The organism is Paenibacillus paridis, assembly GCF_006345825.1.
GTDB classification, from domain to species: domain Bacteria; phylum Bacillota; class Bacilli; order Paenibacillales; family Paenibacillaceae; genus Pristimantibacillus; species Pristimantibacillus paridis.
Genome location: NZ_VCIX01000076.1, coordinates 91,016 through 103,408, shown reverse-complemented (window position 1 = coordinate 103,408; position 12,393 = coordinate 91,016). Strand labels below are relative to the sequence as shown.

The 12,393-nt window shown below is 51.2% G+C and carries 5 protein-coding genes; 1 reads left to right on the top strand and 4 read right to left on the bottom strand.

Annotated features, from left to right (window positions below):
* Positions 1–76 precede the first annotated feature (76 nt).
* Complete coding sequence (locus tag FJQ58_RS07405) at positions 77–1,531, top strand: MDR family MFS transporter (protein ID WP_139991824.1); 1,455 nt, start codon at positions 77–79, stop codon at positions 1,529–1,531.
* A gap of 517 nt (positions 1,532–2,048) precedes the next feature.
* Here the strand turns inward: FJQ58_RS07405 and FJQ58_RS07400 are convergent.
* The 4 genes from FJQ58_RS07400 to FJQ58_RS07385 form a co-directional block, all read right to left on the bottom strand.
* On the bottom strand, positions 2,049–8,798 hold the full coding sequence (locus FJQ58_RS07400) for an S-layer homology domain-containing protein (RefSeq protein WP_139991822.1): 6,750 nt from the start codon (positions 8,796–8,798) through the stop codon (positions 2,049–2,051).
* Between the two features lie 287 nt (positions 8,799–9,085).
* On the bottom strand, positions 9,086–9,283 hold the full coding sequence (locus tag FJQ58_RS07395; RefSeq protein ID WP_139991820.1) for a hypothetical protein: 198 nt from the start codon (positions 9,281–9,283) through the stop codon (positions 9,086–9,088).
* The gene (locus FJQ58_RS07390; RefSeq protein ID WP_139991818.1) at positions 9,259–10,026 is read right to left on the bottom strand and encodes an ABC transporter ATP-binding protein; all 768 of its coding nucleotides are present in this window, start codon (positions 10,024–10,026) and stop codon (positions 9,259–9,261) included. Before FJQ58_RS07390 ends, FJQ58_RS07395 begins: the two co-directional genes overlap by 25 nt.
* Positions 10,027–10,037: 11 nt before the next feature.
* Complete coding sequence (locus FJQ58_RS07385) at positions 10,038–12,377, bottom strand: ABC transporter permease (protein ID WP_139991816.1); 2,340 nt, start codon at positions 12,375–12,377, stop codon at positions 10,038–10,040.
* Positions 12,378–12,393 lie beyond the last annotated feature (16 nt).

Here is a 12,393-nt window from a genome sequence, read left to right as displayed (position 1 = left end):
CTTGCACAACAGTCAGGTAAGATTCGGTGTCAAGAATACAACGTGGAACGCAATAAATATTCTCTGGAGGTGGAAGATGAAAAAACGGGTTCAAGAGACCAGCGAAATAAAGAGAGGGGCGATGTTAGCTGCCCTGCTCATCGGGGCATTTATTGCGTTTCTTAACGAAAATTTACTTACCAATATTTTTCCCGGATTAATGCGTGAGTTCAGCGTAGCTGCTTCGACCATACAATGGTTATCGACCGGTTATATGCTGATGATCGGCATACTGGTGCCGGTGACCGCATTGCTACAGCAATGGTTCACGACTCGCCGGATGTTTATGTCCGCGATGGTGTTATTTTTAGCAGGTACCTGCTTGTGTGCAGTATCCCCCGGATTCGAAGTTTTACTGATAGGCAGGATTGTTCAGGCTTGTGGGACAGGATTGTTGATTCCGTTGATGATGAATACGATTCTTGCCCTCTATCCTATGGAACGCAGGGGAGCCGCCATGGGTCTCATGGGGCTTGTCATCATGGTCGCTCCTGTCATCGGGCCAGCTTTGTCGGGGTTGGTTATCGATACCTTACACTGGCGATGGCTGTTCTACATGGTGATTCCTATCGCATTGTTTTCTATTATTTATGCATTCAATTACTTAAAGAATGTTACAGAAATAACCAAGCCAAGGGTCGATTTTTTATCAATTGTTATGTCAACCGTCGGGTTTGGTTGTGTCACCTACGGTTTCAGCCAAACTGGTAACTGGGCTGCTCCTGGTAGTTACAGTTTGATTGCCATAGGCGGCCTCTTCTTGCTCTTGCTTATTTGGCGGCAGCTCAAGATTAAAGAGCCTTTGATTGATCTTTCCGTATTCCGATATCCCGCATTTTCTTTAGTAGCGGTAATAATAGTAATGCTGATGATGGTTTTATTCGCCACCACGACATTGCTGCCGATCTATATGCAGGATGTGATGCAGTTGACAGCATTCGCGACAGGTTTACTTCTAATGCCAGGCTGCATTTTAAATGCAATGATGATGCCTGTGACGGGAAAATTATTCGATAAATTCGGACCGAGATTTGTTATCATGCCCGGACTGATCATGATCGCCTTTTCACTGTGGCTGTTTACCGGTATCGACAGTGATACAACCCGAGGCTCCGTTCTATTCAATCATGTCCTCTTATTCTTAGGCATATCGTTTGTCGTCATGCCCGCTCAGACAGCAGGAATGAACCAACTTCCACGTCACCTGGTCCCCCATGGCACAGCCATTTACAATACGCTCCAACAGATTGCCGGGGGAATCGGCATCGCTTTGTTCGTCGGTATCATGTCTTCCGGAGCCAATCGTAATCTTCATCATTCGTTCGAGCCCGCAGCGTTTCAAAATAAAACACAAAGTATCGTGGCCGGTTTGCAAACGGTTTTTTGGATTGAATTTATTTTCGCCATAGTTGTTTTGATGCTGGGCTGGTTTATAAAAAAGCCATCTGTACAAAATGAGATTGATTCATTAAAGGCAAGGAATGAGAGCTGACCCTGTATCAAACAACAGTGTAAAAGAAACCTGATTTTATTTGTTCAGTTCAGACGACTTATGTTGGAATCAAGTTGAAATCGAAAAAAATGTTAGGATGAAGAAAAGCGTAAAAATGAACATCTCCTTAGCCACAGTCTAAAGAAAGTGGTTACTTAGGAAAAGTATGGTTGCACTTATGGATCTCCACATACGGTTTGGAAGAGTTCGAGTTGTTCGTATACTGTCTTCGGAAAATGATGTCAGAACACGGATGGGGAGACACCATGGTAGGTACAGAACCTACCGGTCAGTAATGGCTGATTTTCGCACACTACCTGAGAGAACAATAATTAGAGGAAGTTAGTTGCCGTTATAATGGGTTAATACCATTATAGACAACTGAATGCATAATATTGTTTCGTTTTGCATGTAGCCTGTCACATCGCTTAATAACAATGGGAGTAGTCTGCCTATGGCAAACTACTCCCATTGTTCATTGAACTAAAGCTTCCCGTTAGTGAACGTGCAACAGAGTTTAATCGATATTTTGCAGGTATTGCAGGAGCCTCTTCAGCATAACGGCCGCCTGCGCCCGCGTTGCATATTCCGTCGGCCCGAAGCGTCCGTCTTCCATCCCCTTTATGATGCCGGCTTCCGATACAAGGGCTACCGCCGATTGCGCCCAGGAAGAGATGGAGTCGCGATCTGTGAACGCAGTAAGCGGACTGTCCGCTCGCCCATCATCACCGGTTACATGGCCGGTGAAGGTTAAGGCTCTGCCGATAATCACGGCCATTTGCTCTCGGGTAATCGGGTCGTTTGGCGCGAAACGGTCCGCACTGATGCCGGTCGCCAGTCTGTTCGCCACCGCCGCATTGACCGCTGGTGAATACCATGCGGATGCAAGGACATCTGCGTAATGGGAACTGTCCTCACCCTCCTTCACCGACAGCCCCAGCCCTCGAACGAGCAAGGCCAAGAATTCCGCCCGAGTAATGGTACCATCGGGCACGAAAAGGTCGGCCGTCGCGCCGTTCACCAACAGCTTGGACGCTAAATAATCCACATCCGCCTTCGCCCAGTGCCCGGTTAAGTCGGCGAAAGTTCGGGCCTTCACGTCTACGACCGTGTAGAGGCTGTTATGCGGCACATTCAGAATCGCTTCCGTTGAGCCGTCGGGTCTGGTGCCCAGCCGCGCAGGAACAAAAACGACTTTTCTGGTCGCCGGATCATACTGAACAGCAACCAGATTGCGGCTTGCCACCTCCCCGTCCAGTTTGATCGTCCGAACCATATAGGTTCCCCCGAAATCTTGCACTTCCATCGTTTGCCCGTTCGATTCCACCGTCACCTTATAATCGATGACGCCACCGAATACGGTAAATCCTTGAGAGACGCCGATCCGTTCGATTTCATGTCGAATATCCTCTCCAGCCTGCTCCTGAATGATGCTCACGGTCAAATCCGATGCTTCCGCATCGAGACGTTCCGCCAAACCGGGCAGGTCGATCGCACTTATTCGCAATTGGTAGCTGGATCCATTCAGCTTCACCTCAATAATCGCATTCGGATAACCTTTGGCCATCTCCGTGATCCAAGCAGCCGGAAGGCGTGTCTGCACGGCATGCTCTCGATCGTTTATCTCAATCGTGATAATTGGTTCCTTCGCCTCTCTCAAAAGCTCCAGCACTCGTTCCCGCATCCGTTCGGAGAGGATGACCTGTTCGATCACCGTGCCGTCAGGACGTGTGACTTGTTCGATGTCGGATGAACTAACAAGTGCGGTAATCCCGCCATCCGGATTAATTGTCAAGTTGGAATTCGATGCCGGTCGATCACCGCCAACCGAAGGAGACGGTGTTGAGATACCGGAAACGGTAAATACCTTCACTGCATCATTGCCTGCCTCGTCTCGGGCAAATACGGTATAATCGCCGTTCTCTGAGACAGTGAATCGAGGCTCAGACAAAATATCGGTTCCGCCTGTTCCGTCGGTGAAATCAGCCGCGTTGAGATTGCCCTTCAGCCATCGGAGCACCGTCAGTGTATTGCCCGCCGATTCACCGTATACGCGTGCCGCCGCTCTGATCACTTGCCGCGTCGATCCGTCAGGCTCAGCCGTCAGCGTCACTACGGGCGGCATCGCCACAATGTAGATTCCACTCGTATCCGGCGTCCCGTACGCCAGCGAAGCCGCTCCGCCGGAGGCGCGTACGATGCTGGCGCCGTCCGGAAGCTCCAGTGCAGCGGCAACTTCGATGCCATCCGCATCCGTAATTCCGGATGGAACTTTGTATTCGAAGGTCAGCACCGTCAATGACTCGTTACGTGCTCCCGTATATGCCGCGTACACCGTACGAGTATCGGAGCTGGCTCCAATTTTAAGCGGAATAACCGGCATCCCCGCAACAATTACTTCGTATCCATAGCGTACCGTAAAGTGAAGGATATTGTTCGGACCGTACAACTTATTGGCCGGTGCCGTCAGCACTAACCCCACCCAAGCGGCTTCGAACGTTGCCTTCGCCGTTTCTAGATTGGCGATGGCAGCATCCAACTGATCCTGCGTTTGGTTCAGAGCATCGTTGGCGATTGCCTGCGCGGCGTTGATCGCTGCCTGCAAAGCGCTGCGATCGATCGCCGACGCTTGCCCTACGCCGGAGCCTTCTGGATGGTTCGCCAACGTCTGGGCAGCATCCACCAACCAATCTTCCAGATCCGTCGCATTTCCTGCCGGAATAATCCCGGCTTCGAACGTAGCCATTGCCGTTTCCAAATCAGCAACGGCAGCATCCAACTGATCTTGAGTTTGGTTAGGCGCATCGTCGGCGATCGCCTCCGCGGCGTTGATCGCTGCCTGCAAAACGCTGCGATCATTCGCCGACGCTTGTCCTACGCCTGCGCCTTCTGGATGATCCGCCAACGTCTGGGCAGCATCCACCAACCAATCTTCCAGATCCGTCGCATTTCCTGCCGGAATAATCGCAGCTTCGAACGTAGCCATTGCCGTTGCCAAATCAGCGACGGCAGCATCCAACTGATTTTGCGTGTAATCGCTCGCGTTATCCCTAATTTTCCACGCCTTATCGAGGGCTGTTCCCAGCGCACCGCGATCGCCAGTTGACGTCTGCCCTACTCCCGTGCCTTGCGGATGCTCCGCCATCACCTGTTCCGCAACGATGATCGCTGCACCAAGCGCCTTCGGATTGCCGGGCCCGATGATCGCGACATTAAAGGCTTGAATCGCTAAACTTAACGAGCTGACGACAGCATCCAACTGATCCTGAGTTTGCTTCAGCGCATCGTCGGCGATCGCCTGCGCGGCGTTGATCGCTGCCTGCAAAGCGCTGCGATCGCTCGCCGATGCTTGTCCTACGCCAGTGCCTTCTGGATGGTTCGCCAGCGTCTGGGTTACATTCACCAACAAGTCTTTCAGATCCGTCGCATCTCCTGCCGGAATAATCGCGGCTTCGAACGTAGCCATTGCCGTTTCCAAATCAGCGACGGCAGCATCCAACTGATTTTGCGTGTAATCGCTCGCGTTATCCCTAATTTGCCGCGCCTTATCGAGGGCTGTTCCCAGCGCACCGCGATCGCCAGTTGACGTCTCCCCTACTCCCGTGCCTTGCGGATGATCCGCCATCACCTGTTCCGCAACGATGATCGCTGCACCAAGCGCCGTCGGATTGCCGGGCCCGATGATCGCGACATTAAAGGCTTGAATCGCTAAACTTAACGAGCTGACGGCAGCATCCAACTGACCCTGAGTTTGGTTCAGCGCATCGTCAGCGATCGCCTGCGCGGCGTTGATCGCTGCCTGCAAAGCGCTACGCTCATTCGCCGACGCTTGTCCTACGCCTGTGCCTTCTAGATGGTTCGCCAACGTCTGGGCAGAATCCACCAACCAATCTCCCAGCTCCGTCGCATCTCCTGCCGGAATAATCACGGCCTCGAACGTATCCATTGCCGTTTCCAAATCAGTGACGGCAGCATCCAACTGACCCTGAGTTTGGTTCAGCGCATCGTCGGCGATCGCCTGCGCGGCGTTGATCGCTGCCTGCAAAGCGCTGCGATCGCTAGCCGATGCTTGTCCTACGCCGGTGCCTTCTGGATGGTTCGCCAGCGTCCGGGCAGCATCCACCAACAAGTCTTCCAGCTCCGTCGCATCTCCTGCCGGAATAATCACGGCCTCGAACGTACCCATTGCCGTTGCCAAATCAGTGACGGCAGCATCCAACTGACCCTGAGTTTGGTTCAGCGCATCGTCGGCGATCGCCTGCGCGGCGTTGATCGCTGCCTGCAAAGCGCTGCGATCGCTAGCCGATGCTTGTCCTACGCCGGTGCCTTCTGGATGGTTCGCCAGCGTCCGGGCAGCATCCACCAACAAGTCTTCCAGCTCCGTCGCATCTCCTGCCGGAATAATCACGGCCTCGAACGTACCCATTGCCGTTGCCAAATCAGCGACGGCAGCATCCAACTGACCCTGAGTTTGGTTCAGCGCATCGTCGGCGATCGCCTGCGCGGCGTTGATCGCTGCCTGCAAAGCGCTGCGATCGCTCGCCGTCGCTTGTCCCACGCCGGTGCCTTCTGAATGGTCCGCTAGCGTCTGGGTTACATTCACCAACAAGCCTTCCAGATCCGTGGCATCTCCTGCCGGAATAATCGCGGCTTCGAACGTAGCCATTGCCCTTTCCAAATCGGCAACGGCAGCATCCAACTGACTTTCCGTGTAATTACCCGCGTTATCTCTAATTTGCCGTGCCGTATCGAGGGCTGTTCCCAGCGCGTCGCGATCGCCAGTTGACGTCTGCCCTACTCCCGTGCCTTGTGGATGATCTGCCATCGCCTGTTCCGCAACGATGATCGCTGCACCAAGCGCCGTCGGATTGCCGGGCCCGATGATCGCGACATTAAAGGCTTGAATCGCTAAACTTAACGAGCTGACGGCAGCATCCAACTGACCCTGAGTTTGGTTCAGCGCATCGTCGGCGATCGCCTGCGCGGCGTTGATCGCTGCCTGCAAAGCGCTACGCTCATTCGCCGACGCTTGTCCTACGCCTGTGCCTTCTAGATGGTTCGCCAGCGTCTGGGTTGCATTCACCAACAAGTCTTCCAGATTCGTCGCATCTCCTGCAGGAATAATTGCAGCTTCGAACATAGCCATTGCCGCTTTCAAATTGGCGACGGCATTATTCAACTGATCCTGAGTTTGATTTAGAGCATCGTCAACGATCGCCTGCGCGGCGTTGATCGCTGCCTGCAATGTGCTGCGATCGCTCGCCGTCGCTTGTCCCACGCCTGTACCTTCTGGATGATCCGCTAGCGTCTGGGTTACATTCACCAACAAGTCTTCCAGGTCCGTCGCATCTCCTGCCGGAATAATCACGGCTTCGAACGTAGCCATTGCCGTTTCCAAATCAGCGACGGCAGCATCCAACTGACCCTGAGTTTGGTTCAGCGCATCGTCGGCGATCGCCTGCGCGGCGTCGATCGCTGCCTGCAATGTGCTGCGATCGCTCGCCGATGCTTGTCCCACGTCTGTGCCTTCTGGATGGTTCGTCAATGCCTGCCCAGCGTTCGTCAACCGCATATTAAGCATTGATGAATCGCCAACCGGCACGATGGCTTGCTGGAATGCCGTGATCGCTGCATTCAATACGCTTGTTGCCGCATCCAACTGAGCCTGAGTTTGGTTCAACGCATCGTCGACGATCACCTGCGCAGCGTTGATCGCTGCCCGTAAAGCGCTGCGATCGCCAGTTGACGTCTGCCCTACTCCCGTACCTTGCGGATGATCCGCCATTGCCTGTTCCGCAACTGTGATTGCTGCACCAAGCGCCGTCGGATTACCCGGTCCGATGATTGCAGCTTCGAAGGCTTGAATCGCTGAACTTAACGAGCTGACAGCAGCATCCAATTGACTTTGCGAGTATTGGCTAGCATTCTGGAGAATCTGCTGCGCCATATTAATCGCCGTCTGCAACGCGATGAGCGTTCCCGACGACGTTTGCCCCACGTTCGTTCCTTGCGGATGATCCGTCATCGCCTGCTGCGCATTCGCTAGCGTATTGCCGAGCGCCGTCGGATCTCCGGCCGGTATAATCGCAGCCCTGAACGTATCCATCGCTGCATCTAACTCAGCGGCTGCGACGTCCAATTCATCCTGCCGGTAATTGCCGGCCTGATTATAAATTTGCCGCGCCATGTCGATCGCGGTCTGTAGTGCGCTGCGATCGCCCACCGATGTTTGTCCTGCGTTCGTGCCTGCTTTATGCTCAGTGAGTGCCTGCCCCGCTTCAGTCAGTGCCGACCCCAATGCGGCAGGATTGCCCGCCGGGATAATCTGCCCCTCGAATGCCGAGATCGCCGCGGTCAATGGGACTGCGGCAGTGACCAAGTCGGAGGCGACGGTCGCGTTTCCAATTCCGTAGATATATGCCGTGGCGGCGTTATACGCCGAGGTCAAATTGCTATGAGTATTGGCCGGCACTTGTCCTACGCCAGTACCCGGCAGATGATTTATCAACGATGCTTTAGCAGTCGCAACCGCTTGAAACAACGCCGTTCCGTCAACAAACGTGTGACCGTTATTCGCTGCATAAGCGGCTGCAGGAGAATTCGCGACTCCAAAAAGTTTGAGATTCCCCGGATTGCTCGTAAAGACACCTGTCCCAAAAGATGTCCCAGCGCCTAACACCGTTACGCTGGTCAACTTATTAGCATAGAATGCAGAACTCTGAACATTCGTCACGCCCGCCGGGATGACCAGTCTGGTGAGGTTATTCGTGTCGAAAGCCCCTCCTGCAATGGTCTTCAAATTTTCCGATAAAGTAATCGATGTTAAACCATTCATGTAAAAAGCATAGTTTCCGATCATCGTCACGCTATCCGGGAATACGACGTTCGTAAGTGGATTGTTCTCGAAGGCGCTGGAGCCGATCGTCAACAAGTTGTCCGGAAGGTCTATGGAAGTGAGGCTATTATAACGAAAGGCATACGTTTGAATCTCCTTCACGCTATTCGGAATAACGACGCCTGTGATTTTAGGTTTGACCGTCCCATTGGTATCGAACGCCGATCTCCCGATCGAAGTTACCGCCACCCCCGATAACGTGGCGGGAATGACCACATTCAAATCCGTACCCGAGTAACCTGTAACGGTGGCGCCATTGCTGCTCGTCGTGAAAACAAATTCTTCTTCGGCCGCGTGCGCGATTTGAATTTGCGATAATGAAGTCCCGAACGCTGTTAATGCAATCAATAGGGATATTAGTAATTTTCTCATGTTATTTCTCCTTTACGAATGAGCTTGTCGAATAAACGGGTACCACATTTCATTATAGAGACGGCCAATAAATAAATAATGAAAGATTCAGCCGAGTCCGCGTAGTATCAAGCTTTGCGAGGTTTTGAATTTTTTATGAAGTCGATATTCGAATCATTTCGGTATAACAAACGGCAGCTCATCGATTGATGAGCTGCCGTTATGTCCTTATTGAGCGAAAGTTCACCGTTAGGATTCTTGTAGAGCTTTATTCCTCTAAACAAAATTGACCAATACTTCAAAGTTACTTAGCTGGCTTTATGCAGTACAACCCATTCCCTCTGGTGATGAACGCCTAATTCTCCATACTTATAGCCTTCCAGCCGTTCCACTTTGCATATCAAAGTACTGCTGCGTTCGTTGGATTTTAAAATAATAAGAAAAAGGGAAGCAGGAAAATTTTCTTCCCCTCTCCCACCTATCAAATCCCCATCTTCAGCAGCCAAGCAGAAAGCTTTTCCTCCCGCCCTTTAATATCATCGCTATCCACATGATATTTCCCTAAATACTGCTCACCTACGATTTCTCCATCCTCCATCAACAGGACGCGCTCGGTTTTGGCAGCGACCTTGACGTCGTGGGTGACCAGCAGTATAGTGGTTCCGGATTCGTTGATGCTGCCTAGCAGCTCCATGATGTCAGCCGTCGCTTTGGAGTTCAGCGCTCCCGTCGGCTCGTCTCCGAGAATGATCTTCGGCTGGTTCATAAGCGCACGGCAAATGCTCACCCGTTGGAGCTGTCCGCCGGAGGCCTGGGTGATATCGCGATCTGCAAGCGCAGCGATTCCCGTTTTCTTCATCAGCTCCTCCGCTCGCAGGCGGATGGAGTCACGGCTCTCTTTGGCGGCAAAATATTCGGAGAGAATGATATTATCGAGCATGCTGAGATTTTTGAGCAGATGGATCTGCTGAAAAATAAATCCCATTTTGTTCTGGCGCAGCTGATCCAATGCCTTCTCTGAAAGGGAGGAAATATTTTGCCCATCGAACAGGACTTCTCCGGAAGTCATTCGATCCATGCCGCTGATGGTATAGAGCAAGGTCGACTTTCCCGAGCCCGATGCCCCCATGACCGCAACGAACTCACCCTCGTGTATCTGTAAATTAATATTTTTCAGCACGGCCTGTTCCTGCCCTTTGCTGATTGCATACGTTTTGTTCAGGTCCGTAATCTCCAATATGTGGTTCATGCTTTATCCCCTCATTCGGTTATCATTCTCGTCATGCTGTATTTTTTCATCGATAGCGTACCTACCAGCGTTGCAAGGGTCACAACTAAACCAAGTGCTAAAGGATACATGAAATAGGATACCCACGGGTTAGTAACAAACTGGATATTGGATGCCCCCATCGAAGACATCAGCATACCTACCAGACTTTGCCCAAACGTATGGGCCATAAGCGTACCCACGAGAATACCGCCTGCAAGCACAACCAGTATTCGTATCACATACTGCTTTCGAATATGTGCGACGGCAATGCCCAGGCTTCTCATAATGGCGATGCCGGAATAGTCTTTTGCGGTCAGCAGCTTTAAGAAAAGCGAAGTAATCAGAATGGAGATAAACACAGCAATAATAACGGCAAGAACAGTAACCATCCTGATCTGCTTAATCGTCGAGCCGAGTGTCTGATGCATATAATCTTCGAGATGCGTTACTTTCACCCCTGGAAAAAGACCCGTATATTCGGTTATTTTGGCCCCTATATCGCCGCCATGTCTAATGTCCGCATTGAGGGTATACCAGAGTACATCCTCCGGTTGATAGGGAAGCAGCGCTTTGGCTGTTTTACCGCCATTGGTCACGTCCTGATAAATGCCGCTAACGGTCATCTCATGCTGCTTACCGTTAATGACTAGGATCAACGCGTCTCCCACTTTTTTCGCCAAAGCGTCAGCGTTTAGAGTGGAGAGAGCCATATCGTTTTGGTTGATAGGAGCGTTGCCGCTGCTGTATTGCAAAGGGAAAATCGAGAAATCCCCCGTTTCCACCTGTATGCTCTCTAATGCCCCTTCACTCCCTACGACGCTGTATTTACTCGTCACGAGCGGAGAAAATTTCAAAATGTCCCTATCCTGCGCAAGGTACTGCTGCACTTCATCGAATCTCTCCTGCATGTGATCGGAATGCTGCAAATCCATTCGCATATCGCTTTGTCCGACACCCATGTACGAAACGAAGCTCGGCGACTGCATCGTATGGAGGAAATTGACCGGAACAATAATGATGAAGAAGCAAATAACAAAAATAAAAAATAATAAAAGATACATTTTAAACCGTCCGACGACATCTTTCAGCGCCAGGAATACGTTAACACTAGGAACCCTGCTCTTATAAAGCGGCATGCGATTCGTATTGATCTTTAGCTCGCCCATCGCACCGGCGCGCAGCGCTTCAACGGCTGAAATTTTATGAAATCGTCTCAGCACAATGCTGCAGCAGAGCAGAACGAAAGCAAACACCAGTCCAGCTACCAAAATAGGAATAAAGCTTTGCAAGATGCTTTGCGGAGCAATCCCGATATATAACGCCATATTGGATAGGAATAGCGGACGAATACAAAAGGATACCACATATCCAAAAATACTAGCGGCTCCCGCCAGAACGATATATTTGGTGAAATAGACGTTGCGAATATGCTGTTGACGGATGCCGAAGGCTTTCATGACGCCGATCTCTTTATAATCCTCTTCCAGCGTTGTCAGTATGGTGAATCTCAGACACAGTACTGCAATAAGAACTAATAAGCTGCTAACCAGGAAGATGATGACAGCGACCACCCCGTCCGTTAATGCATGAAGCATCTGGAACAAGGAATAGTCAATGGCAGGGCCTTTTGCCGGTAATTCGGCTGACTGGTAGGCTGTCTTGAATTCATTGAGCTTGCTTAGATCCTTAAGCTGAAATGCAATCATATACTCGATTTCTCCGGTCATGCTCTTCAACGCTTCATGATCCGCTGCGCTTACGACGAATCGCTTGGAGCTGATAATCGAAGGATTCATTTGAACATCCCGCACAAACTCTGTAATGGTAAACGTCATATCCGATGATCCAGCCGAAACTCGAATCGTATCGCCCAGGTTCAAGTGATGCTGCTGCCTATAATAAATAGGAACCGCAATCTCCCCGTCCAAAACCTCAATTCGCTTATTATCTAATGTAATTAAATAGTCGAAGCTCTTGTTCTGCACGACAAAGCCGTTATCCATAACGCTGCTTGTATCAGCTGCCGGATTGTCGCCAAAGTAAATATTCGCGTTATCAATTACCAGCATTTCAGAGATTTGTTCGCTCTTGACCAGAGAGTTCTCTGCCGCAAAACTAGTAATGGCATCTCTGTCCACTGTTCCGGCGTGCATTTGAACGTAGTGCGGCGCGCTGGACACGGCAAACAAATGGTTGATGGAGCGAAATAGCTGCGTCATCATCGTTGTCCCGCTGGAAGCAAGCAACACAGACAGCATAATGAACACGAACAGGATAATCGTAATCGCCTTATTTCGTTTAAAATCTTTTTTTAATATTTTCGCTAGCATGTTAGACCTCCTTTCC

What these genes read in the sequence shown, in the direction of transcription:
- FJQ58_RS07400 (WP_139991822.1), bottom strand. Translation starts at nt 8,798, where the DNA reads ATGAGAAAATTACTAATATCCCTATTGATTGCATTAACAGCGTTCGGG.
- FJQ58_RS07385 (WP_139991816.1), bottom strand. Translation starts at nt 12,377, where the DNA reads ATGCTAGCGAAAATATTAAAAAAAGATTTTAAACGAAATAAGGCGATT.
- FJQ58_RS07390 (WP_139991818.1), bottom strand. Translation starts at nt 10,026, where the DNA reads ATGAACCACATATTGGAGATTACGGACCTGAACAAAACGTATGCAATC.
- FJQ58_RS07405 (WP_139991824.1), top strand. Translation starts at nt 77, where the DNA reads ATGAAAAAACGGGTTCAAGAGACCAGCGAAATAAAGAGAGGGGCGATG.